At 68.0% G+C, this 24056-nt stretch carries 23 protein-coding genes; 3 read left to right on the top strand and 20 right to left on the bottom strand.

The window, feature by feature from the left end; genetic code table 11:
• Nucleotides 1-7: 7 nt before the first annotated feature.
• Nucleotides 8-391, bottom strand: coding sequence for a twin-arginine translocase TatA/TatE family subunit (locus tag ACFM35_RS03865; RefSeq protein ID WP_378838533.1), 384 nt, complete (start codon nt 389-391; stop codon nt 8-10).
• A gap of 74 nt (nt 392-465) precedes the next feature.
• Between ACFM35_RS03865 and ACFM35_RS03860 the strand changes: the two genes are divergently transcribed.
• Nucleotides 466-1110: an O-methyltransferase gene (locus tag ACFM35_RS03860; RefSeq protein ID WP_378838530.1), complete on the top strand. Its 645-nt coding sequence runs from the start codon at nt 466-468 to the stop codon at nt 1108-1110.
• Between the two features lie 80 nt (nt 1111-1190).
• Here the strand turns inward: ACFM35_RS03860 and ACFM35_RS03855 are convergent, their stop codons facing one another.
• From ACFM35_RS03855 to dapE, 3 genes are all read right to left on the bottom strand, one after another.
• Nucleotides 1191-1364, bottom strand: a complete 174-nt coding sequence (locus ACFM35_RS03855) for a DUF3117 domain-containing protein (protein WP_378838528.1) — start codon at nt 1362-1364, stop codon at nt 1191-1193.
• 89 nt (nt 1365-1453) lie between these two features.
• Nucleotides 1454-2686: a hypothetical protein gene (locus ACFM35_RS03850; protein WP_378838525.1), complete on the bottom strand. Its 1233-nt coding sequence runs from the start codon at nt 2684-2686 to the stop codon at nt 1454-1456.
• Nucleotides 2668-3744: a succinyl-diaminopimelate desuccinylase gene (gene dapE / locus ACFM35_RS03845; protein ID WP_378838522.1), complete on the bottom strand. Its 1077-nt coding sequence runs from the start codon at nt 3742-3744 to the stop codon at nt 2668-2670. Before dapE ends, ACFM35_RS03850 begins: the two co-directional genes overlap by 19 nt.
• Nucleotides 3745-3828: 84 nt before the next feature.
• On the opposite strand from dapE, the gene dapD reads away from it, so the two are divergent.
• The gene (gene dapD / locus ACFM35_RS03840; RefSeq protein WP_378838520.1) at nt 3829-4785 is read left to right on the top strand and encodes a 2,3,4,5-tetrahydropyridine-2,6-dicarboxylate N-succinyltransferase; all 957 of its coding nucleotides are present in this window, start codon (nt 3829-3831) and stop codon (nt 4783-4785) included.
• 43 nt (nt 4786-4828) lie between these two features.
• On the opposite strand, the gene ACFM35_RS03835 is transcribed toward dapD, so the two are convergent.
• Nucleotides 4829-5926, bottom strand: coding sequence for a VanZ family protein (locus ACFM35_RS03835; RefSeq protein WP_378838517.1), 1098 nt, complete (start codon nt 5924-5926; stop codon nt 4829-4831).
• A gap of 107 nt (nt 5927-6033) precedes the next feature.
• On the opposite strand from ACFM35_RS03835, the gene ppk2 reads away from it, so the two are divergent.
• Nucleotides 6034-6933 (top strand): polyphosphate kinase 2, encoded by a 900-nt coding sequence (ppk2, locus tag ACFM35_RS03830; RefSeq protein ID WP_378838671.1) that lies wholly within the window; start codon nt 6034-6036, stop codon nt 6931-6933.
• 44 nt (nt 6934-6977) lie between these two features.
• On the opposite strand, the gene ACFM35_RS03825 is transcribed toward ppk2, so the two are convergent.
• The 15 genes from ACFM35_RS03825 to ACFM35_RS03755 form a co-directional block, all read right to left on the bottom strand.
• The gene (locus ACFM35_RS03825; RefSeq protein ID WP_378838515.1) at nt 6978-8276 is read right to left on the bottom strand and encodes a citrate synthase; all 1299 of its coding nucleotides are present in this window, start codon (nt 8274-8276) and stop codon (nt 6978-6980) included.
• A 225-nt stretch (nt 8277-8501) separates the two neighbouring features.
• Nucleotides 8502-9605, bottom strand: a complete 1104-nt coding sequence (gene dapC, locus ACFM35_RS03820; RefSeq protein WP_378838512.1) for a succinyldiaminopimelate transaminase — start codon at nt 9603-9605, stop codon at nt 8502-8504.
• 6 nt (nt 9606-9611) lie between these two features.
• A complete protein-coding gene (fdxA, locus tag ACFM35_RS03815) occupies nt 9612-9932 on the bottom strand; it encodes a ferredoxin (RefSeq protein ID WP_378838509.1) in 321 nt (106 codons plus the stop codon).
• Between the two features lie 9 nt (nt 9933-9941).
• Complete coding sequence (locus ACFM35_RS03810; RefSeq protein ID WP_378838507.1) at nt 9942-10361, bottom strand: DUF6113 family protein; 420 nt, start codon at nt 10359-10361, stop codon at nt 9942-9944.
• A 141-nt stretch (nt 10362-10502) separates the two neighbouring features.
• Entirely contained in the window at nt 10503-10817 is a 315-nt protein-coding gene (locus tag ACFM35_RS03805; protein WP_378838504.1) for an AzlD domain-containing protein, read from the bottom strand.
• On the bottom strand, nt 10814-11566 hold the full coding sequence (locus ACFM35_RS03800) for an AzlC family ABC transporter permease (protein WP_378838501.1): 753 nt from the start codon (nt 11564-11566) through the stop codon (nt 10814-10816). Before ACFM35_RS03800 ends, ACFM35_RS03805 begins: the two co-directional genes overlap by 4 nt.
• 257 nt (nt 11567-11823) lie before the next feature.
• A complete protein-coding gene (typA, locus tag ACFM35_RS03795; RefSeq protein WP_378838499.1) occupies nt 11824-13743 on the bottom strand; it encodes a translational GTPase TypA in 1920 nt (639 codons plus the stop codon).
• Nucleotides 13744-13901: 158 nt separating this feature from the next.
• Nucleotides 13902-15572 carry an ABC transporter family substrate-binding protein gene (locus ACFM35_RS03790; protein WP_378838497.1) on the bottom strand — a complete coding sequence of 557 codons (1671 nt, stop codon included), beginning with the start codon at nt 15570-15572 and terminating at the stop codon, nt 13902-13904.
• Between the two features lie 78 nt (nt 15573-15650).
• A complete protein-coding gene (locus ACFM35_RS03785; RefSeq protein ID WP_378838494.1) occupies nt 15651-17777 on the bottom strand; it encodes an ABC transporter ATP-binding protein in 2127 nt (708 codons plus the stop codon).
• A complete protein-coding gene (locus ACFM35_RS03780) occupies nt 17770-18696 on the bottom strand; it encodes an ABC transporter permease (RefSeq protein WP_378838492.1) in 927 nt (308 codons plus the stop codon). The genes ACFM35_RS03785 and ACFM35_RS03780 overlap by 8 nt, the downstream gene beginning before the upstream one ends.
• A gap of 1 nt (nt 18697) precedes the next feature.
• The gene (locus ACFM35_RS03775; protein WP_378838489.1) at nt 18698-19681 is read right to left on the bottom strand and encodes an ABC transporter permease; all 984 of its coding nucleotides are present in this window, start codon (nt 19679-19681) and stop codon (nt 18698-18700) included.
• A gap of 252 nt (nt 19682-19933) precedes the next feature.
• Complete coding sequence (locus tag ACFM35_RS03770) at nt 19934-20470, bottom strand: PH domain-containing protein (protein ID WP_378838487.1); 537 nt, start codon at nt 20468-20470, stop codon at nt 19934-19936.
• A gap of 38 nt (nt 20471-20508) precedes the next feature.
• Nucleotides 20509-22185: a dipeptide ABC transporter ATP-binding protein gene (locus tag ACFM35_RS03765; RefSeq protein ID WP_378838484.1), complete on the bottom strand. Its 1677-nt coding sequence runs from the start codon at nt 22183-22185 to the stop codon at nt 20509-20511.
• On the bottom strand, nt 22182-23129 hold the full coding sequence (locus ACFM35_RS03760; protein WP_378838482.1) for an ABC transporter permease: 948 nt from the start codon (nt 23127-23129) through the stop codon (nt 22182-22184). Before ACFM35_RS03760 ends, ACFM35_RS03765 begins: the two co-directional genes overlap by 4 nt.
• A complete protein-coding gene (locus ACFM35_RS03755) occupies nt 23119-24048 on the bottom strand; it encodes an ABC transporter permease (protein ID WP_378838669.1) in 930 nt (309 codons plus the stop codon). Before ACFM35_RS03755 ends, ACFM35_RS03760 begins: the two co-directional genes overlap by 11 nt.
• Between the last annotated feature and the right edge of the window lie 8 nt (nt 24049-24056).

Here is a 24056-nt window from a genome sequence, read left to right as displayed (position 1 = left end):
TGCGACGTCAGGTCGATTCGGAGTCGTACGGTGTGGGCTCGTCGTCGGCACGCGGCCGCTTCTGCTCCGGCGTGGAATCCGTGGCGGCCAGGATCGCCGCGGAGGCGCTCACTGCTTTGACCGTCGGCACCGGCGGATCGTCCAGGAGGGCTTCCCGGATGATGCGGCGGGGGTCGTACTGGCGCGGATCGAGTTTGCGCCAATCGACGTCGTCGAAATCCTCGCCCATCTCCTCCTTGACGCGAGAGCGCGCGCCCTGGAGGAAGTCCCGCGCGCGCGCCGTCCAGTGCGCGAGACCCTCGGCGTAGCGAGGGAGGCGCTCAGGACCGATCAGCACTGCCGCGATCAGTCCGATCAGCAGCAGCTTCTCGATGGAGAGCCCGAAGAACATGACCTCAGATTACCGCCGCGCCTGAAGGACGGGCACCACCCGCGCGCATAGGCTTGCCGTCTGGGAGGCTCCACATGGGCGATCACGACGCGAATCACAGGTTCGCCGCCGAGGCGACGGTCGAACCCGACCACATCGCGCGAGCGCGGGCGCACGCGCTCGAATTGGGGGCCGCGCCCATCAGCGCCGAAGTCGGCGCGCAGATCGCCGTCATCGCCGCCGCCTCCCAGGCGCTGAACATCGTCGAGATCGGCACGGGCGCCGGGGTCTCGGGGCTGTGGCTGCTGCACGGGTCGCCGCGTGCGACCCTGACGAGCATCGACAACGAACCGGAGCACCTGGGCGTCGCGCGACGCGTCTTCGCCGACGCGAAGATCCCCGCCGCGCGGGCGCGCTTCATCACCGGGCGCGCGAAAGAAGTGCTGCCCCGCATGAACGAGGCCTCGTACGACATCGTGCTCGTCGATGCCGACCCCGAAGGCGTCATCGAGTACGTCGAGCACGGTCTGCGCCTCGTGCGCGCCGGCGGTACCGTGCTCATCCCCCGGGTGCTGGCAGGCGGGGCCGTCGCCGACCCCGTTCGCCGTGACGCGGTGACGAGCGCCTACCGCTCGCTCATCCATGAGACGCAGTCCTCCCCCGCCGTCATCGGCGCCCTGTCGATCGTCGGCGAAGGCCTTCTCCAGCTGACCACCGTGCCCGAGACGCCCGTGCGCTGACGGCGCTGGCCGCGCAGCCGGCGCCCCCGCACGCGAGAACGGCCGGTCCCGAGGGACCGGCCGTTCGAATCGTGAAGGAGTCAGACGGGCGCGACGACCGCACCCAGCACGCCGTAGAGTTCCTTGGCCTCTGCGTCGTTGACGGAGACGACGAGGCGTCCGCCACCCTCCAGCGGTACCCGGACGATGATCAAGCGTCCTTCCTTCACGGCCTCCATCGGCCCGTCCCCGGTCCTCGGCTTCATGGCTGCCATCGTGGCTCCCTTTCCTCGTAGGTCTGCCGTCAAGTTTATCCCGCGTCAGGGGGCTGCGGATAATCCGCGGGAAGCGCGTACCGGACGGCTCACGGAATCTGCCAATACGTGTTCCCGAGCGCGTACATGTTGTAGATCCACCACCACTGCCCCAGCAGGCAGAGGAGCAGCACACCGACGCGCCACCCGCGCGACCTCGGTACGGCGACCACGCCCCAGAGCGGAGACAGCGGGAGCAGCAGCCGGAAGATGCTCGACTGCGGAAAGAAGACGGCGAGAAGGTACAGCAGGTAGCTCGCCGACCACAGCCGCACCTCCACCCCCACCCGGCGCGCGACGGGAAGCAGGATCAGGGCCGCGGCGAGTGCCGCGACGCTCAGCGCAAGGGCGACGTAGCCGGTGACCTCGCCGAGACCCCACGTCGTGAACCAGAACGCCGTGGCCTGGAGGAAGCCTTCGAACGGGACGAAGGCGCCCGCGGTGTCGGGGAGCCAGTTGCGCCGCCAGGCGAGCTCCGTCGCGAGATATGCCCCCGGATCACCGGTCACGACCCCGGCTGCCACCTGCCAGGCGAAACCGGTGACGGTCGCGAGCGCGGCCAGCGCGATGAGGTGCACCACTTCCGCTGTGCGCAACGGCTCGATCTCGCGCCGTATCCACCGCCAGATGCCGAAAAGGGCGAGGAACAGCGCGAACGCGAGCACACCGGGCCGGGTGAACGCCATCAGGGGAATCAGCAGGTAGAGCCACACGTAGCGACGGCGGATGACCATCAGTAACGAAAGGAACAGCCAGAGGAGGAAGAGCGACTCCGCGTACCCCACCTGGAACATCGCAGCCAACGGTCCCGCCGTGAAGAAGACAACGGCCCACAACGCCGCGGAATGATCGAGCCGCGGGCGCAGCATCCGATACAGGGTGACGCTCGCGCCGTACCCCGCCACGAGCGAGACGAGAACCGCGGCCGCGCCCCAGGAACCCAGGATCCAGCCGAGGCCGTTCGACAGGTATGCGTAGATCGGCATGAACGCCCAGGAGTTCTCCGCCACACCGCCCGACTCCGTCAGCGGCAGGGTGGTCGGGTAGCCGTTCAGCGCGGTGTACCAGTACCACTGGGCGTCCCACCCGACCATGAGGTCGGCGATGGTCGCGTTCTCCCCGAACCGCGATGTCGCGCCCGACATCTGCGCGGCGACGACCAGGAAGCCCGTCGTGACGAGACGCGCCACGAGGTAGTACGCGCCGATCTGGACGGCGACCGGCAGGCCGCGCCACGGTCGCGCCGGCGCCGCCCGTTCCTCGGTCAGTGCGTCGTCAGCCACGACCGCAGCCCGCGCTCCACGTCCTCGATCTGCGAGAGCGCCACGCGTTCCTCGTCGTGGTGGGCGAGCATCGGATCGCCGGGGCCGTAGTTCACGGCCGGCACGCCCAGCGCCGAGAAGCGGGCGACATCCGTCCAGCCGTACTTCGGACGTGGTTCCGCTCCGACGGCGCCGACGAACTCCTGGGCCAGGGCGGCGTCCAATCCGGGACGGGCACCCTCGGCGACATCGATGACGTCCACCTCGAAGCCCTCGAAGACCTCGCGCACGTGCTGCTCCGCTCCGGCACCGCTCACGCTGGGCGCGAATCGGTAGTTGACCTCGATCTCGCAGAGGTCGGGGATGACGTTGCCGGCCACTCCGCCGTTCACCCGGACGGCGTTCAGACCCTCCCGATACACCAGACCGTCCACCGGCACCTCTCGCGGCCGGTAGTCCGCCAGGCGCTGCAGCACCGGCGCGGCGGCGTGGATCGCGTTCTCGCCGATCCACGCGCGGGCGCTGTGAGCCCGGACGCCTCGGGTGCGGACGATCGCGCGGAGGTTGCCGTTGCAACCGCCCTCCACCGTGCCGTTCGACGGCTCGCCGAGGATGGCGAAGTCGCCCTCGAACAGATCGGGGCGCGTCCTCGCGAGGCGCGTGAGTCCGTTCAGGTCGGCGTCGACCTCCTCGTGGTCGTACCACATCCATGTGATGTCGACACGGGCGTCGGTCAGCTCGGCGGCGAGCTTCAGCTGCACCGCGACACCGGCCTTCATGTCGACCGTGCCTCGACCCCACAGGTACGGCGCGCCGTCGATCTCGACGTCCCGCGTCGGGACGTTGTCGTTGATGGGGACGGTGTCGATGTGTCCCGCGATCACGACGCGCTGCGCACGGCCGAAAGCGGTGCGCACGACGATCGTGTCGCCGTCGCGGTAGAAGTCGAGGTGCTCGAGGTCGCGCACGGCCGCCTCGATCGCATCGGCGAGGGATGCTTCGTCCCCCGACACGCTGGGGATGTCGCAGATCGTCCGGGTGAGGTCGACGGCGGACGAGGTGAGATCGAGCGCGGGCATGCGGCGATTCTACCGAGCCTCCGCGGTGCGGCCACGGGAGCCCTCCGCATCCGGCCGGCCGGCCCGTTCGCTAGCGTGGAGGACATGAGTGCAGAACGATGGGTATGGGGCTTCGGTCTCGCGACGATCTCGAGCGACGGGACGGTGCTGGACACCTGGTATCCCGAGCCGCGCCCGGGAAGACTGCCCGCAGCGAACGAGCTGCAGGGCTTCCCCGAGCACCTCGAGCCCTTCGCGACGCCCGATCCGCGGCGCGCGGTGACCGTCGAGACAGTCGCCGTCGAGATCGACCTCAGCGCTCCCCCGCGTCGGACGGTCGACGCCTACCTGCGACTGCACGCACTGTCGCATCGTCTGGCGCGACCTGGTGACCTGAACCTGGACGGCATCTTCGCCCACCTCCCCACCGTCGCCTGGACCACCGCCGGGCCGGTGCATCCCGACGACCTCGCCCGGCTCCGCCCCGCCCTCATGCGCGCCGGGATCCAGGTGCAGAGTCTCGACAAGTTCCCCCGCATGCTCGACTACGTCACACCACCCGGAGTGCGCATCGCCGACGCCTCCCGTGTGCGACTCGGCGCCTACCTCTCGCCCGGCACCACCGTGATGCACGAGGGTTTCGTGAACTTCAACGCGGGGACCCTCGGCAGCTCGATGGTCGAGGGACGAATCGCGCAGGGCGTCGTCGTCGGCGACGGCAGCGACATCGGCGGGGGCGCATCGATCATGGGAACCCTCTCCGGTGGCGGGGCCCACAGGGTGTCGATCGGGGCGCGCACGCTTCTGGGGGCGAATGCCGGTGTCGGCATCTCGCTGGGCGACGACTGCATCGTCGAGGCCGGTCTTTACGTCACCGCCGGCTCGAAGATCGTGCTCGCCGACGAACCGGTCCGTCATGACGGGTCGCGCCCCGTGGCCAAGGGCGCCGACCTCTCCGGTCGGAATGGCCTCCTCTTCCGCCGCAACTCGCTCACCGGAGCCATCGAGGCCGTCCACCGCGCGGGGGTCGGCGTGACCCTGAACGAGGCGCTGCACGCCTGACGCGGCATCCGTCCCTCGTCTGCGCCGATTCGCACGCGCGACGTCACCCGGACGAGCGCGACTCGCGTTCGACGGGAGCGGTGGGCGCGACGACGTCCTCGCGGGCGTCGACGAGGCGCTGCCCCGACAGCACACCCGGCAGGCCACGACCGCGATCCGTCGTGAACAGCATGACGACACCGGCCACGGCGAGAGCGGCGCTGAGCAGGTTGAAGGGCGCCGGGAGCATGCCGGCGAGCACGATTCCCCCGATGCCGCCGAGGTAGCGCAGAAGCCGCGCGAGCGGAACGGGAAGCGGTCCGCCGACGTATCGCAGTTCGACCGCGAGGTCGCCGATCGTGCGGCCCTTCGCCAGTGTCACCGCGAGCCACAGTCCCGCCGTCACGATCCCACCCGCAGCGGAGGCCACGGTTCCGTCCTGGGAGAGGTCGGTGCGTCCGGCGAGGATGAGGACCAGCTGCACCAGCAGCGCCACGGCGGCCTGCACCAGCACGGCCCCGAGGTAGTCGCAGAACATCACCAGGATGCGGCGGCGCTTGCTCACGGGATCGGGCTCGTCGGCGTCGTCGGTGCGCGCGAGTCCGCGGTGCCGCCGGGGCACGACCAGGGACAGCAGCGCGCCGATCATCGCCCCGGTCGTGTTGGTCAGCAGATCGCCCACGTCGAAAACGCGGTACGCGCAGGGATAGATGCCCCAGACCCCGGTGATCTGCGTCGTCTCGATGAAGGCCGAGACGCCGAGTCCGATCAGCACGGTGACGACGAAGCCTCGCCCCAGCAGGGCTCGGACGAAGAACCCCAGCGGGAGGAACAGCACGATGTTCAGCGCCAGCTGCAGGACCTCGGGACTCGTGAGCGGATTGCCCGGTCGTCGCAGCCCCGCCTGCACATCACGGATCACCCCCCTCGGGTCGAGCTCGACACCCGCGCAACGGATCGTGTCGGGGTCCGGCAGCGGCAGCAGTGTGTAGGTCCAGATGGCGAAGAAATAGACCAGGAACGCCGCCCACCCCACCACCCGCCAGAAGGTCAGTCCTCCCCGCCGCCGATAGCTGATGGCCACGAACGGCACGAACAGCGCGATGCCCGCGACGACCCCGCAGACGATCGCGAGGACACCCAGCTCGATCTGATCACGCACGGCCGCAGTTTAGGGGGTCACGACATCCGTCCGGTGCAGCGCACCCCGCCCGTCGGTGCGCGCGTAGAGTCGCACCACCGACCGAAGGAGTGCACGTGGGCAAGCGCATGAAGAAGGACCTGTACGAATCCGAGCTGATGATCCTGCAGGCGAAGCTCGTCGACATGCAGGCATGGGTGCAGGCCAGCGGTGCGCGCATCGTGGTGATCTTCGAGGGCCGGGATGCCGCGGGCAAGGGCTCGACCATCAAACGCGTCTCGGAGTACCTCAACGCCCGCGTCACGCGCATCGTCGCCCTGCCGACGCCCAGCGAACGCGACAAGACGCGGTGGTACTTCCAGCGCTACGTCCCCCACCTGCCCGCCGCCGGAGAGATCGTCCTGATGGATCGCTCCTGGTACAACCGCGCCGGCGTCGAACACGTGATGGGCTACTGCACGAGCGAGCAGTACCACCGCTTCCTGCATCAGACCCCGATCTTCGAGCGGATGCTGGTGGAGGACGGCATCATCCTGCTGAAGTACTGGTTCTCGGTCTCGGACGTGGAGCAGGAGAAGCGCTTCCAGTCGCGCAACGAGGACCCGATGCGCCGGTGGAAGCTGAGTCCCAACGACGTGCTCGCGATCACCAAGTGGGAGGACTACTCGCGCGCGAAGGACACCATGCTTGTGCACACCGACATCCCGGAGGCCCCGTGGTACGAGGTCGACAACGAGGACAAGCGCCGAGGACGGATCAACACGATCGCACACCTGCTCTCGAAGGTGCCGTACGAGCTCATCGAACGCGAGCCGATCGAGATTCCGCCACGGCCTGCGTCCGGCGGGTACGAGCGCGCCCCGCACAACGAGGACGCGACCGTGCCCGACTATGCGGCTGAGCTCGAGCACAGCAGATCGGCGGCCAAGAAGGCCGACAAGATCGACGGCAAGTCCAAGGGCGGTAAGCACAAGGTCGCCGCGAAGATCGCCGCGAAGGGCGTGAAGAACGGCGACGGCAAGGTCTGACACAACGGTGCGCGCCCGCTCGTCGCGGATGCGCACCGTTCTTGTCAGACAGCGCCGGGGTAGTCGCGCTGCGCGGCGCCGATGTAGAGCTGCTGAGGCCTGCCGATCTTGGTCTGCGGGTCGTGCTGCATCTCGCGCCAGTGCGCGAGCCAGCCGGGGAGGCGGCCGATGGCGAACAGCACCGTGAACATGCGCGTCGGGAAGCCCATCGCCTTGTAGATCACGCCGGTGTAGAAATCGACATTGGGATACAGGCGGCGCTCTTTGAAGTAATCGTCGTTGAGGGCGATCTCCTCGAGCTCCTTCGCGAGGTCGAGCAGCGGATCGCTGACGCCCAGCGCTTCGAGCACTTCATCGGCCGACTCCTTCACGAGCTTCGCGCGGGGGTCGTAATTCTTGTAGACGCGGTGCCCGAAGCCCATGAGCTTGACGCCGTCTTCCTTGTTCTTGACGCGCTCGACGAAGCGCTGCACGCTCTCACCGGAGTCGCGGATACGGCCGAGCATGTCGAGCACCGCTTCATTGGCGCCGCCGTGCAGCGGGCCGTACAGCGCATTGATGCCGGCCGAGATCGACGAGAACTGGTTCGCGCCGGTGGAACCGACGAGACGCACAGTGGAGGTCGAGGCGTTCTGCTCGTGGTCCTCGTGCAGGATCAGCAGTCGCTCGAGGGCACGGGACATCACCGGATTGATCTCGTAGATCTCCGACAGGACGCCGAAGTTGAGCTTGAGGAAGTTGTCGACGAACCCCAGGGAGTTGTCGGGGTACAAGAATGCCTGGCCGATGCTCTTCTTGTGCGCGTATGCCGCGATCACGGGGAGCTTGGCGAGCATGCGGATGGTGTTGAGCTCCACGTGCTCGGGGTTGTTCGGGTCGGATTCGCTCTCGTAGTACGTCGAGAGGGCGGCCGTCGCCGACGAGAGCACCGACATCGGGTGCGCCGTGCTCGGAAGCGAGGAGAAGAAGCGCTTCAGGTCTTCGTGCAGCAGGGTGTGGTGACGGATGCGCTCGTCGAACGCGGCCAGCTCATCGGCCGTCGGGAGCTCGCCGTAGATCAGCAGCCATGCCACCTCGAGATAGGTGCTGTTCTGCGCCAGTTGTTCGATCGGGTAGCCGCGGTAGCGCAGGATGCCCTGATCGCCGTCGATGAATGTGACGCCCGACTTGGTCGCCGATGTGTTGACGAAGCCGTAATCGAGGGTGGTGTGCCCGGTCTGCCGGGTGAAGGTCGAGATGTCGACGCTCGCAGCCCCGTCGGTGCCTGCGAGCACCGGGAACTCGGCAGTCTTACCGCCGATCGTGAGGGTGGCCTTCTCCTGCTGGGTGTCCGCGTCGCTCACGGCGCCTCCTTGCGATTTCTGGTCGGTCGGGGTGTCGTCCGTCGTCCGGGCGAGCCGTGGACTCCCCCGCACACCGGGTCGTGCGGAGGACGGAGGGTGCCGCATCGCCGCGTTTCCTACAGCCTAGTGGGCCTGCGAACCCACTACCGCACCCGCTAACGCTCTGCGGATTCGGCTGGAGGAAACCTCCGAAACGGATGCTTCGCTCCCGGTCCGGCGGTGGAATCAGCCGCGCAGCCGAGCCGCCGCCGCGGCGACGCGCTCGTCCGACGCGGTGAGCGAGAGCCGGATGTGCTGCGGGAAGTGGTCTCCGTAGAAGTGTCCGGGGCCGGCCAGGATGCCGAGGTCCGCGAGCCGTCCCATGCTCTCCCAGGCATCGCGTCCCTCGGTCGCCCAGAGGTAGAGACCTGCTTCGCTGTGGTCGATGCGGAACCCCGCAGCCTCCACGGCCGGTTTCAGGACGTCGCGGCGCGCACGGTAACGATCTTTCTGCGCTGCGACGTGATCGTCGTCGCTCAAGGCCGCGGCCATGGCCGCCTGCACGGGCGCCGGGGGCATCAGACCCAGGTGCTTGCGAGCGGTGAGCAGCCTCGCGACAACGTCGGGGTCTCCCGCGAGGAAAGCCGCCCGGTACCCCGCGAGGTTGGACTGCTTGCTCAGCGAGTACACCGACAGGATGCCGCGCAGATCCCCGTCGGTCACGCGCGGGTCCAGCACGCTGGGCACCGGTTCCCGCTCCCACGGGCCGTCCCACCCGAGCTCGGCGTAGCACTCGTCCGAGGCCACCACCGCGCCGAGCTGCCGCGCCCTGGTCACCGCGGCGCGGAGGTCCGCCGCATCCATCACCGCACCGTCGGGGTTACCAGGCGAATTCAGCCAGACGAGCTTCGTGCCGGCCGGCCAGTCGGCGGGGTCGTCCGAGGCGAGGGACGTCGCCCCGACGAGCCGGGCGCCCACCTCGTACGTCGGGTAAGCCGCTCGCGGGTGCACGACGGTGTCGCCCGCGCCGAGGTCGAGCAGCAGCGGCAACAGCGCGACGAGCTCTTTGGAGCCGATCGTGGGCAGGACGTGGTCGGCAGTCAGCCCCGCCACCCCTCGGCGGCGGGCGTACCACGCGACGATGGCCTCGCGCAGCGCCGGCGTACCGACCGTCTGCGGGTAGGCATGGGCGTCCGTCGCCGCCGCCAGCGCGCGCGCGATCAGCGCGGGCGTCGGATCGACCGGTGACCCGATCGACAGATCGACGATGCCGTCGGGATGTGCCCGCGCGCGCTCCGCGTAGGGGGCGACGGCGTCCCAGGGGTAGTCCGCGAGGTCGGAGACGCCCATCCGCAGCTACTCGCCCTGGGGCGGGAGCACGCTGATGACCGGGTGGTCCTTCGGGATGACCCCGGTCTTGGCGGCACCGCCGGGCGATCCGATGTCATCGAAGAACTCGACGTTCGCCTTGTAGTAATCGCGCCACTCGTCGGGCAGGTCGTCTTCGTAGTAGATGGCCTCGACGGGGCAGACGGGCTCGCATGCACCGCAGTCCACGCACTCGTCGGGGTGGATGTACAGCGAACGTTCGCCCTCGTAGATGCAGTCGACAGGGCACTCGTCGATGCAGGCGCGATCCTTGACATCGACGCAGGGAAGAGCGATCACATACGTCACGAGAACAGTCTAGTTCGCCGAAACGGACGGGCCCTCCGTGTGCGGCATCGCGACGGCGCGGTGGCGGGACAGATCCGGCCACGCCACGACGATGGCGACGAGCACGGGCACGGCGATCGTCCAGATGATCCCCGTGTTGATCTCGCCCTCGGCGGGCTGGGGCACGATGACGGATCCTCCCGGTCCTCGTCCCGAGAACACGAGGGTCGCGATCATCATCCCCAGGCCCGCACCGAGGGCGGTCCAGCGGTCCGATGTCAGGAGGCGCACCGCGGCCAGCAGCGCCGCGCTGCCGACGATCGCCAGGATCAGCCCTAGGGGGAACCAGCCGAGCTGGTAGCTCTGGGCGATGGTGCCGGCGAGGCCGTAGACCGCTCCCACGAGCGCGGAGATGACCCAGGAGCCGACGCGAGACCAGGAGAAGGACACCGGGTAAGTCTAGGTGCGGCTGGTGCGGCGCCGAATCGGGAGCGATCATCTCTTGCGGAGTTCGCAGGATGCGGCGAACCGCGCAGACGGACGCTCCTATCCTGTGAGGTACGCGTCGGTCTGCGAAGTTCGCAGGTCGCCTCAGGCGGCCCAGCCCCACAGCCTGAGAAGCGCGGCCGTCCCCGCCGCCGCGACGACGACGACCAGGAACGGCGCGCGCACGAGCAGCAGCCCGGCCGCGACGAGCAGCGCCGGGACGCGCGCGTCGACGACGATGGTCTGGCCGACGCCCAGCGCCTGCACGCCCACGAGCGCCGCCAGAAGGGCGACCGTCAGCAGGTCGGCGATGCGCGCCGGCCTCGGCGCCTCGAGCACGCTCGCCGGCACCAGGTACCCGAGCGTCTTCAGCGCGACGCAGATGATGGATGCCACGAGGACCGCCGTCCACAGGGTCATGGCAGTCCTTCCCGTTCGGGCACGTCGCCGGGTTCGACGATGCTGCCGCCCGTCTGGGTGCTCGAACGCCCCAGCCAGTTGAACCAGCCGACGACGACCGCGACGACGGCTGCGACGATGACCGGCACACCGGGCATGAGCACGGGCGTCAGCACCACCGCGACGACCGCAGAAGCGACTCCGACGGCGATGGCCTGCCGTCGACGCAGGCGCGGCCACAGCAGCGCGAGGAAGGCGGCCGCGGCCGCAGCATCCAGTCCGTCCGCCCGCGGGTCGCCGAGCACATCCCCCAGCAGAGCCCCGGCAAGCGTCGACACGTTCCACCCGACGTAGATGCCCACCCCGGTGACCCAGAACCCGATCGTGCGGGCCCGCGGGGTGTGCTGCGCCAGCGACACGGCCGTCGACTCGTCGATCGTGAACTGCGCGGCGGCCGCGCGTCGCCAACCTCCGGCGCCGATGACCGGTGACATCCGCATGCCGTAGGCGACGTTGCGAACGCCGAGAAGCGACGCCGATGCGATGGCGGCGGGTGCCGCGGCCAGCCCGCCCGCCCCGATGACGCCGACGAACGCGAACTGCGACCCGCCGGTGAACATCAGCAGGCTGAGCACGCAGGTCTGCCAGATGTCGAGCCCGGATGCCACGCCCAACGCGCCGAACGAGATGCCGTAGGCGCTCGTGGCGAAGGCCACGCCGAGCGCCTCCCGCCATGCGCGCCGCGCGTGGGGGTCGGCGGTGGTGCTCACGTCGTCGAGCCTATCGACGCGCCCGCACGGGCCGCTTCGCGTGGTGCTGCGCGAACGGTCGCGACACGCCGTCACGCACCACAACGCTCCGCGGCACGCGGCATGTCGCGACCGCTCGCCGGACGAAGGCAGCCGCGCCGAGAGACCGCGAACGCGGACAGGGACGCGGACAGGGACGCGGACGGGGACGACGGGCGCGAACGCGAACGGGGACGGATGCCGCGGCATCCGTCCCCGTTCGGTCAGGTCTTCGAGACTCAGGCGTTCGCGTTCGCGTCCTGGCGCTTCAGGCGGGCGGTTGCGCGCGCGCGCTCGGTCGCGTCGAGCGCGACCTTGCGGATGCGGACGATCTCGGGCGTGACCTCGACGCACTCGTCCTCGCGGGCGAACTCGAGGCTCTCCTCGAGTGAGAGCTGCCGCGACGGGGTCATCGACTCGAACGTGTCGGAGGTGGACTGACGCATGTTGGTCAGCTTCTTCTCCTTCGTGATGTTCACGTCCATGTCGTCGTTGCGCGAGTTCTCGCCGATGACCATGCCCTCGTAGACCTCCTGGGTCGGCTGCACGAAGAACGACATGCGCTCCTGCAGGGCGATGATGGCGAAGGGCGTGACGACTCCGGTGCGGTCGGCGACGATCGATCCGTTCTGACGGGTGACGATCTGACCGGCCCACGGCTCGTAGCCGTGCGAGATCGCGTTGGCGATACCTGTGCCGCGGGTCGTCGTGAGGAACTCCGTACGGAAGCCGATGAGACCGCGCGAAGGCACCACGAACTCCATCCGCACCCAGCCGGTGCCGTGGTTGGTCATGTTCTCCATGCGGCCCTTGCGTGTGGCCAGCAGCTGGGTGATCGCACCGAGGTACTCCTCGGGTGCATCGATCGTCAGGTGCTCGAAGGGCTCGTACGTCTTGCCGTCGACCTTCTTCGTGACCACCTGGGGCTTGCCCACCGTCAGTTCGAAGCCCTCACGACGCATGTTCTCGACGAGGATGGCCAGGGCGAGCTCGCCGCGGCCCTGCACCTCCCAGGCGTCGGGGCGTCCGATGTCGACGACCTTCAGCGAGACGTTGCCGATCAGTTCGCGGTCGAGGCGGTCCTTGACGAGGCGCGCGGTCAGCTTGTGACCCTTCACCTTGCCGGCGAGCGGCGACGTGTTGGTGCCGATCGTCATCGAGATCGCGGGGTCGTCGACGTGGATCTGCGGCAGCGGACGGACGTCTTCCGGGTCGGCGATGGTCTCGCCGATGGTGATGTCGGGGAAGCCCGCGATGGCGACGATGTCGCCGGGTGCCGCGCTCTCGGCCGGGTAGCGCTCGAGCGCGCGGGTCTTCAGCAGCTCGGTGATGCGAGCACTGCTGACGGTGCCGTCCGCCCGCACCCATGCGACCGTCTGACCCTTCTTCAGCGTGCCGTTGAAGACGCGCAGAAGGGCGAGACGCCCGAGGAACGGGCTGGAGTCGAGGTTCGTGACCCATGCCTGCAGCGGCGCCTCGTCGTCGTACGCCGGAGCGGGGACGTGCTGCAGGATCGCCTCGAACAGCGGCTCGAGGTCGTCGTTGTCGGGCAGCGAGCCGTTCTCGGGACGATTGCGCGACGCGGCGCCCGCGCGACCGCTGGCGTAGACGACGGGGACGTCGAGCAGCGCGTCGACGTCGAGGTCGGGCACGTCGTCGACGAGGTCGGATGCGAGACCCAGGAGGAGGTCGTGCGCCTCCTCCTCGACCTCGGCGATGCGGGCATCGGGCCGGTCGGTCTTGTTGACCAGCAGGATGACGGGAAGCTTGGCCTCGAGCGCCTTGCGGAGCACGAAACGGGTCTGCGGGAGCGGGCCCTCGCTCGCGTCGACCAACAGGACGACGCCGTCCACCATCGACAGGCCGCGCTCGACCTCGCCGCCGAAGTCGGCGTGGCCGGGGGTGTCGATCACGTTGATCGTGACCGGGGTGTCGCCCGCGTGAACGCCCTTGTACGTGATCGCGGTGTTCTTCGCGAGGATCGTGATGCCTTTCTCACGCTCGAGGTCGTTCGAGTCCATCGCACGTTCGTCCACGTGAGCGTGCTCTCCGAACGAGCCGGTCTGACGCAGCATGGCGTCGACGAGGGTGGTCTTGCCGTGGTCGACGTGGGCAACGATCGCGACGTTGCGTAGGTCTGAACGGTGGGCGCGCGCCATGAGGGTTCCTTGCAAAGTTTGGGGGTTTCGCCGGGATCCGGCCTTCCCAGCTTACCGCAGGCATCCGAGAGGAACCCGGGAGCACCTCCCGCTCGCGGAACGGGGCGGGATTCCGAAGAATCCCGCCCCGTCCCCACCGGCCCGAAGGTCGGTCCGTGCTACTTCTTCCAGCCGACGACGGTCCAGTCGACCGTGGCGGAGACGCCGAACATCGTGGCGCCGTAGTTGACGAGTCCCTGCTTAACGGCCCAGACCTCGGGCAGCGGAGCGATCGGGAACATCGGCATGTAGGACCAGATCTTCTCGTTGATCTCGTTGGCGATCGTGATGCGCTTCGCCGGGTCGAGCTCCTCGTTGGCCTGCGTCCACAGGTCGCCGAGCGCGTCGTCCGTCGTGCCGGTGAAGTTCTGACCGGAATCGAGCGGGTAGAACAGCGACTCCGTGGAGGAGATCGGGAAGGCCGTGCCCTGCCAGGAGAACGACACCATCTCGAAGTTGCCGGGAATCACGTAGTCGCTGAAGTACTGCGCGGCGGGAACCGTCGTCAGCTCCACCGGGATCCCGAACTCGCCGAGGTCGGCCTGAACCTGCTCGGCACGCTGGATGTTGGTGGCGGTGTCAGCGGGAACCGTGATGGTGAGCTTGAGCTCCGTGCCATCCTTCGTCCACGCGTCGCCGTCCTTCGTGTAACCGGCGTCGCCGAGGAAGCCCTCCGCGGCCGACGGGTCGAGCGGAAGCGCCTTGTCGTCGTAGCCTTCCTGCCCGTTCATGAAGATGTAGTCACCCTGCGTGACGGCCGGCACACCCACGGGCGTGTTCGCCGCAGCGGCGATCTGCTCGCGGTTGACGATCGAGGCGACCGCCTTGCGGACGTTGACGTCCGAGAGCGGGCCCTCCTTGGCGTTCATCGTCACGTGCGTCCACGTCAGACCGTTGGTGGCCTGAAGCTCGGCGTCCTCGCGGGACTTGGCCGTCGCGTAGAGGTCGGCGTTGGCCGAGATCTCGAGCGCGTCGATCTCCTTGTTGGCGAACGACGAACCCTGCTGGTCCTGGCTGACGACCTTGAACAGGATGGTGTCGAGCTTCGGCGTCTCACCCCACCACTTCTCGTTCGGCGTCAGCGTGACGACCTGACCGGTCTGGTCGATGTCGGAGATGACGTACGGGCCCATCGAGGGCATCGCCTGAGCGGTGTAGCCCTCGTTGAACGCCGTCGGGTCGGAGGCCACGGAGGCCGGGAGGACGAGTCCGAGAAGACCCTGCCAGTCGGCGTACTTCGCGCTGAACGTGATCTTCACGTCATACGCGTCCGTGCCCTGCTCGATCGACGAGATCTGATCCCAGCCGGTCGTCGAGACGGGAAGGAAGGCCTCGTTCGTGCCGTTGTTCGCCTGCCAGGTGGCCTGCCAGTCCGCGACGGTGATGGGCGTTCCGTCTTCCCACACGGCGTCGGGGTTGAGCTTCATCTCGACGACCTGGGGGTCTTCGCTGACGAGCTCGACCGAAGACGCGTAGTTCTCGTTGAGAACGGGCTCGCCGTCGGTGGTGATCTTGATCGGGCCGCCCTGGGTGGCCGCCAGGATCGTGTTCGTGTCGACGTCGTTGCCGTCGATCTCGAGGTTGTTGTAGTTGACCGGCAGGGCGCCGACGGCGAGCGTCAGCGTGCCGCCGTCCTGAACCTCATCGGCGGTGGCCGAATCCCAGTCGACGGTCGGCAGGTCGGCGGCAGCACTCGCGCTGGAGCTGGGTGCGGCCGTGTTACCGGCTGCGCAGCCCGAGACCAGCAGCGCGGCTGCGCCGAGCATGGCCAGAGCGCCGAGTGTTTTCACACTCCGTGTCCTCATCATGTGATCGTTCCTCTCGTATTCCTTGTGGGGCCTCGGCGGCTTGGTGCCACCACCGGGGGTCTATGACGCTTCGGCGAGTGCCGCCTCCTCCACCAGCGCGGAGCGATCCACGTGGTGGCAGGCGACCTGCGCGCGGCCGTGCGGGGCGAGTTCGGGATCGGACTCGCGGCACCGGGCCTGAGCGGTCTCGTCGAGGAGGAGGTACAGCGGGCACCGCGTGCGGAAACGGCATCCCTCGATCTCCTGCGTGGGGCTCGGCAGATCCCCGTTCAGGAGAATGCGGGTGCGCTGGCGCTCGATGGCGGGGTCGGGGATGGGCGCCGCCGAGATGAGCGCCTTGGTGTACGGATGCCTCGGATTGTTGAAGATCTCCGCGATCGGACCCTGCTCGACGATTCGGCCGAGGTACATCACGGCGACATCGTCGGCGATCTGACGGACGACGGCGAGGTCGTGCGCGACAAAGAGATACGACAGCCCCAGGCGGTCCTTGAGGTCTTCCAGCAGGTTGATGACGCCAGCCTGGATGGAGACGTCCAACGCCGACACGGGCTCGTCGAGGATGAGGACGGCGGGGTTGGTCGACAGCGCACGCGCGATGCCGAGTCGCTGCCGTTGGCCGCCGGAGAACTCGTGCGGGTACCGATCCGCCATCGCCGGGTCGAGCCCGACGAGTTCGAGCAGCTCCGTCACCTTCGCATCGCGCTCGGCCTTCGGCGCTCCCTGAACCCAGAGCGGCTCCGTGATGACCTCGCCGACCGGAAGGCGCGGATCGATCGCACCCATCGGGTCCTGGAAGACGATCTGCACGTCCGGGCGGAGTGCGTTGATCTCGCGCTTCGTCGCGGTCCCGACATCCGTGCCCTCGATGTGGATCGTTCCCGACTGGGGGGCCGCCATCTCCATGATCTCGAGGATCGTCGTGGTCTTGCCGCAGCCCGATTCACCGACCAGGCCCAAGGTGCGGCCGGGGCGCAGCGTGAACGAGACGCCGTCCACGGCGCGGACGGTGCCGATGCGTCGGGGGAAGACCGAGCCCTTCATGAGCGGGAAGTGTCGCGTGAGGTCGGTGACCTCGACGACCGGGGCACCACCGGTCTCGGCGCGCTCCTCCTCGGGCAGGGGTGCGGGGCGCGGGAAGATCTCCGGACGCTTGAGCTCACCCGATGCGATCTCGTCCGCCCGGATGCACGCCGAGACGTGCAGAGGCGTCGCCGGATCGTGCACGGCCAGCATCGGCTCGATGTCGTGGCACGCGTCGATCGCGATCGGGCAGCGGGCAGCGAACGGGCAACCCTGAGGCAGGTTCGCCAGCGACGGCGGACGCCCGTCGAGAGGGACGAGGCGCTGCGTTCCTGCCGTCATCATGTTGGGCACCGATCGCAGCAGCCCGATCGAGTACGGCATGTGCGGAGCGGAGAACACCTCGTCGGTCGTGCCGAGTTCGACCAGCTTCCCGGCGTACATCACGCCGACGCGATCGGCGTGGCCGGCCACGACCCCGAGGTCGTGGGTGATCAGGACGACGGCGGCGCCCGTGATGTCCTTCGCCTTCTCGAGCACCTCCAGGATCTGCGCCTGGATGGTCACGTCGAGCGCGGTCGTGGGTTCGTCGGCGAGGATGACCTTCGGGTCGTTCGCGATCGCCATGGCGATCATGGCGCGCTGACGCATGCCGCCGGAGTACTCGTGCGGGAACGCCCGGGCGCGGCGCTCGGCGTCGGGGATGCCGACGACCTTGAGCAGCTCGACCGCGCGGGACGCGGCCGCCTGGGTCGAGAGTCTGCCGTCGTGCAGGCGCAGAGCCTCGCTGATCTGGTCACCCACCGTGTAGACCGGCGTCAGGGCGGACAGCGGGTCCTGGAACACCATGGCCAGGCCCTTGCCGCGGATGCGCGACAGTCGCGCGTCGTCGAGACCGAGGAGCGACTGTCCTTCGAACTCGATCGCTCCCGTCACCCGCGCGCTCGAGGGAAGCAGGCCCATGACCGCGAGGGACGACACCGACTTGCCCGACCCGGACTCGCCGACGATGCCGAGGAACTCGCCCGGATGCACGTCGTAGGAGATGCCGCGGACCGCCTGCACGGGTGCGCCGTCGCGCTGCGGGAAGGTGACGCTGAGATCGCGGACCGACAGCAGAGGAGTGCCGGTGCGCGGCGGGGTCACGGGACGCGGTTCAGTCACGGTTGTTTCCAGACGTGGGGTCGATGGCGTCGCGCAGCGCGTCGCCGACGAGGCTGATGGCGAACAGCAGCGCGATCAGCACCATGGCGGGGAACACGAACAGCCAGGGACGGGTCACCGCCGCGGCGGTGCCGTCCGAGAGCAGGGTTCCGAGCGACACTTCGGGCTTCTGGACGCCGAACCCGAAGTAGCTCAGCGCCGTCTCGGACATGATCGCCGAGACCACGCCGAGGGTGGCGTCGATGATGAGGATGGAGGCCATGTTCGGGATGATGTGGCGCCCGAGGATCTTGTGCGTCGGCATGCCCATATAGCGCGCCGCGCGCACGAAATCGCGATTGCGCAGGGATCGCGTCTGGCTGCGCACGACCTGGGCCATGATCATCCAGCTGAACAGGGCGATGTAGAGCATCAGCACCACCCATGACAGCCCCTTGATGAGCGGGCTGAGGAGGATGAAGAGAAAGAACGCGGGGATCACCAGAAGCAGCAGGATGAACCACTGGATGACGCGATCGACCCACCCGCCGATGTAGCCGGCCGTCGAGCCGACGATCGCGGCGATGATCGTGGCCGCCGGGCCCGCGACCAGTCCGATGACCAGGGACTTCTGCAGGCCGGAGAGCGTCTGGGCGTAGATGTCCTGACCGATGGAGTTCGTTCCGAACCAGTGCAGGTTGGTGGGGCCCATGCCCATGTTCAGCGGGTCGCGATCGGTCACGCCGTACGCGTAGAGGAACGGACCGAGGAACGCCCACAGGATGATCATGACCACGACGGTGATGCCGATCCAGAAGCGCGGCATCCGCTTCAGGCGCAGCCACACCAGACCGTTGCGCGAGAGCGGACGCCGAGCGCCGGTGACGTCGTTGCCCGGCTCGAGGGGCGCTTCGAGCGCCTGTTCCTGCATCACCGACATGTCAGTTCCTCACCCTCGGGTCGAGCGCGGCGTACAGCACTTCGGAGAGTGTCGAGGCGATCAGGTAGAGGACGGCCACGAACAGCGTGCTCCCCGCGACGGCGTTGATGTCGTTCTTCTGAATGGCCTCGATCTGGAACTGCCCCATCCCCCGCCAGCTGAAGACGATCTCGAGCATCGCGGATCCCGCGATGAGCGTCCCGAAGCTGTAGGCGAAGAACGTCGACATCGGGATGAGGGCGAGCCGCACGCCGTGGCGGTAGAGAGCCTGCGTGCGCGGCAGGCCCTTTGATCGCGCGGTGCGGATGTAGTCGGCGCCGAGCACGTCGAGCATGACGCTGCGCTGGTACCGGGAGTAGGAGGCGGCGCTGATCAGGACGAGCGCGAGCGTCGGGAGAAGCAGGTGGATGGCGCGATCCCACGCGAGCTCCCACCAGTTGCCCGAGATCCCCGCGGTGTACTCGCCGGTGAACTGGATGAGCTGCGTGCCGGCCAGATTGTTGAACTGCGTGGCCACGATCATGAGCAGCACGCCGATGACGAACGTCGGCGTCGCGAAGACGACGTACGACGCGTACGTCACGATCTGGTCGCTCGTGCGGTACTGCCGGACGGCGCCCCACACTCCGAGCAGCACGCCGAGGATCGCGCCGATGATCGACCCGAGAAGGAGGAGGCGCAGGCTCGCCCCCGACCGGGCGAGGATCTCGTTCGTGACCTGGGCTCCACCCACCGTGGTGCCCAGCGAGAACTGGGTGAAGAGGTTCACCAGCCAGGTCCACATGCGCACGATGACCGGGACGTCGGGATTGACGCCCATCGCATCGAGCGAGGCATCGATGGATGCCTGCGGCGGTCGCGGATTCATCCCGTAGAACCGGGCAGCCGGATCCAGGACGGTGCTGGCCAGGATGTAGGCCATGCAGGTCGCGATCAGGCTGAGGATCGCGTAGTTCAGGAACCGCCGGATGACGTAGATCGTCATCGAGCCGGCCTCGCGGTCCGGCGTAGTTCAGACAGACACATCATCGTCGTTCTTTCCTGGGGCCACCGCCACCATGCGCGGTGTCGGCTTCGGGGGGATGTCGGAACCTGTCCGACCCATAGACCCTAACCCCGGCGCTCCGTTGCGGCCGTCGACGTTGACGAGTCTTTTCACGACCGTAACATTTCGTCATTCCTTCGCAAAATGTTCTATCAGCAGACACATAGGTTCGCAGTCAGGCGACCCTAAGCCCTATGCGCTGAGCACAGCGCTCAACGCGCCGATCACGATGATTCCCAAAGCCAGCAGCGCGGGGACATCCCATTCACGGCGGATCGCGGCATCCGCTCTGCTTCGCTCACGCGCCCCGTCCCACTCGTCACGGATGATGCCCAGCTCTCGAAGAGCGGGGGGCACCGTTGCCCCGGGTCGTGCGCCCGCCGTCGGACCGACGCGGCCCGGCCGGCCCGCCACCGGCCCGCCGTATGCCTTGATCTCGGATCCGTCGAGGAGGTCGAACACCACCTGCCAGCGCATCCGGATATCGGCGACCCGACCCCACGGGAGTGTCGTGCGGCGCAGATAGTTCTGGACGATGACATCGTCCCTGCTCATCGAGATGTGCGAGGCGTACAGCACGACATAGATGAACCAGAGGACGAGCAGCACCCAGGGAGCCAGCAGCAGCATCTGGATGATGCCGGCCCGCAGGAGCGCGTCGCCGAGCAGCACCACCGCGATCACGCCCGACACGATCAGGGCGATCGTGCCGGACGTGGCGCGGAACACCCGGCGCGCCGGAGCGGGCGGGTTCGGGCGGGGCGCGCTCAGAGGCCCGCTCCCCCGCCCAGGGGAATCGATGCGCCGGGGATCGCGTCCAGCAGGCGCCTCGTGTACTCCTCGGACGGGTTCGCGAAGATCTCGTCGACGGTCCCCTGCTCGACGACCTTGCCGCGTTCCATGACGCAGACGAGGTCGGCTGTCACACGCACGACGGCGAGGTCGTGGGTGATGAACAGGTAGGTCAGACCGAGTTCGGACTGCAGTTCGGCGAGCAGCTGCAGGATCTGGTCCTGCACGAGCACGTCGAGCGCGGAGACCGCCTCGTCGAGGATGACGATGTCCGGCTTCAGCGCCAGTGCACGGGCGATGGCCACGCGCTGACGCTGACCGCCGGAGAGCTCGTTCGCGTAGCGCGACGCGAGCTCCTGCGGAAGCGAGACCTGGTCGAGAAGCTCGCGCACCCGCTCGCGCCGTGACGCCGTGTCGCCGACTTTGTGGATCTCGAGCGGCTCGGAGATCGTGTTGCCGATGTTGCGCATCGGGTCGAGCGAGCCGTAGGGATCCTGGAACACGGGTTGCATGCGTCGTCGCAGGTCGAACGTGTCTTTGCGCGACAGCCCGGCGACATCGATGCCGTCGACCTCGATGAGACCGGAGGTGGGATCCTCCAGCTTGAGCACCATCTTGGCCACCGTGGACTTGCCCGACCCCGACTCGCCGACGAGGGCGAGGGTCTTGCCGCGCGGGATCTCGAACGAGACCGCATCCACGGCGCGGAACGGCTCGCTGCGGAAGCCACCCATGCGGATCTTGTAGTCCTTCGTGAGCTCCTTCACGCGCAGCGTCGGAGCGGTGTTCGCGACATCCGCCAGCACCTTCACACCGCGGTCCTCGACGACGGCCTGGATGCGCTGCGAGGCGATGCTGGGTGCAGCCGAGACCAGCCGCTGCGTGTACGGGTGCAGCGGGTTCTCGAGGATGGTCCGGCTCGGCCCCGACTCGACGATCTCGCCGTCCTTCATGACGATGATGCGCTCGGCACGTTCTGCGGCGAGGCCCAGGTCATGCGTGATCAGGAGCACAGACGTGCCCTTCTCCCGCGTGAGCTTGGCCATGTGGTCCAGGATCACGCGCTGCACCGTGACGTCGAGCGCCGAGGTGGGCTCGTCCGCGATCAGCAGCTGCGGATCGGCGGCGAGGCCGATGCCGATGAGGGCGCGCTGGCGCATGCCGCCGGAGAACTGATGCGGGAACTGGTTCATGCGCTTCTCGGCGTCTGCGAGGCCGGCCTGCTTCAGGACCTCGATCGCGCGGGCCTCGATGTCACGGCGACCGGACGCGATACCGTTCGCACGCACCGCCTCCTTCACCTGGAAGCCGATGCTCCACACCGGGTTGAGGTTCGACATCGGGTCCTGAGGCACGTACCCGATGTCGCGGCCGCGGACGGCCTCCATCTCGGACAGCGAGTATTCGGTCAGGTCGGCGCCGGCGAGCGTGATGCTGCCGGAGGTGACATGACCGGTCCCGGGCAGGAGGTTCACGATCGCCGACGCCGTCGTGGACTTGCCCGAGCCGGACTCGCCCACGATCGCGATGGTCTCGCCGGGGAAGATGTCGAAATTGATGCCGTGGAGCACCTCGCGCTCACCGGACTGCGAGTCAAAGGCGACACGCAGGTCCTTCACGCTCAGCAACGGCTGACGGGCGGTCTCGCTCATCGGCGGGCCCTCGCTCTCGGGTCGAGGGCGTCGCGGATCAGCTCGCCCAGCAGGATGAACGCCAGCACCGTCACCGTCAGCAGGATCGACGGGTAGATCAGCGCCATGGGGGCCACGCGCAGCGACTGCTGCGCCTGGCTGATGTCGTTGCCCCACGACATCGTGCCGCTGCCGAGACCGACACCCAGGAACGACAGGGTCGCCTCGGCGACGATGGCCGCCGCGAGGCTGATGGTCGTGATGACCAGGAGCGGTGCGATGGCGTTCGGCACGACGTGGGTGACGAGCGTGGTGAACCGCGACTGACCGAGCGCGCGGGAGGCCGTGATGAAGTCCGCCTGACGCACCCGGAGCACTTCCGCACGCACCACGCGGGCGGTGGAGGCCCACGCGAACCCGCCGATGGCGAAGGCGAGGGTGAACACGTTGCGGTTCGTCGAGAAGACGCTCATCACGACGATCGCGGCGAGGATGTAGGGGATCGAGAAGAAGATGTCGCCGATGCGCGACAGCAGGGAATCGAGCCATCCTCCGTAGAACCCGGCGAACGCCCCCATGATCAGGCCGATCGTCGTGCCGATGATGGTGGCGATGAGGCCGACGGTGAGCGAGGTGCGCGCACCCCAGACCATGCGCGACCAGATGTCGCAGCCCTGGAACGTGAAGCCGAGCGGATGCCCGTCCGCCGGTCCGCCGTTGCTGTTGGCGAGCTGGCAGTCGTCGTTGGGCGGGACCGTGGTGAACAGCGTCGGGAAGATGGCCATCACGAGGACGATGCCCACGACGATCAGGCTGATCCAGAACGTGGGTCGACGACGCAGATCGTGCCAGGCATCCGACCACATGCTGCTCGGCTTCTCGCCGACGCGGACCGCGTCGACGACGAGCGTCTGGTCTTTGACGGGGGCGACGTAGTGCGCCGCCGGGGTGCGATCACTTGACATAGCGGATCCTCGGATCGAGCAGGCCGTAGAGCAGGTCCACGACGAGGTTGACGAGCACGTAGATGATGACGAACACGGTCACGAAGGAGACGATCGTCGGGCCCTCGTGACGGAGCGTCGCCTGGAACAGCGTGTTCCCGACACCCGGCACGTTGAAGATGCCCTCCGTGACGGTCGCTCCGACGAGGAGCACGCCGAAGTTGGTGGCGGAGTTCGTGATCACCGGGATGAGCGAGTTGCGCAGCACGTGCACGGGGACGACGCGTCGGCGCGACAGTCCTTTGCTGTACGCGGTGCGCACCCAGTCCTGGTTCAGGGTGTCGATCACCGAGCCGCGCATGAGGCGCATGCTCGTGGCGTAGAGGCTGAATCCCAGGACGAGCGCAGGGAGCAGGAGGTCGCCCCAGTCGTTCTGGGCGCCGACCGTCGGCTTGAACCAGCCGAACTGGATGGCCAGGAAGTACTGGGCCAGGAAGCTGAGCACGAAGATCGGCAGCGCCACGAAGATGAGGGCGATGACGAGCATCGTGTTGTCGAAGATCTTGCCCTTCCGCAGGGCGGAGACCGTGCCGATGATGATCGAGAGGGTGAACTCGATCAGGATGGCCATGATGGCGAGTCGTGCGGTCACCGGGAGGGTGCGGGCGAGGACCTCGTTGACCGACTGACCCGAGAACGTGACGCCGAGATTGCCTTGGAAGATGCCCACGATGTAGTAGAAGTACTGCACCAGGAACGGGTCGTTCAGGTGGTACTGCTCGCGCAGTTGCTCAACGAGAGCCGGGTTCGGCGTGCGATCGCCGAACAGGGCGAGAATCGGATCGCCGGGCAGGGCGAAGACCAGGAAATAAATGAGAAGCGTGGCCCCGAAGAACACGGGTATCACCTGAACCACACGTCTGAGGATGTAACCGAGCATCCTCACTC

Source organism: Microbacterium songi (assembly GCF_042747925.1).
Classification (GTDB): domain Bacteria; phylum Actinomycetota; class Actinomycetes; order Actinomycetales; family Microbacteriaceae; genus Microbacterium.
Note: the sequence above shows the minus strand (reverse complement) of the source record. Positions and strands in the feature narration are given on the sequence as shown.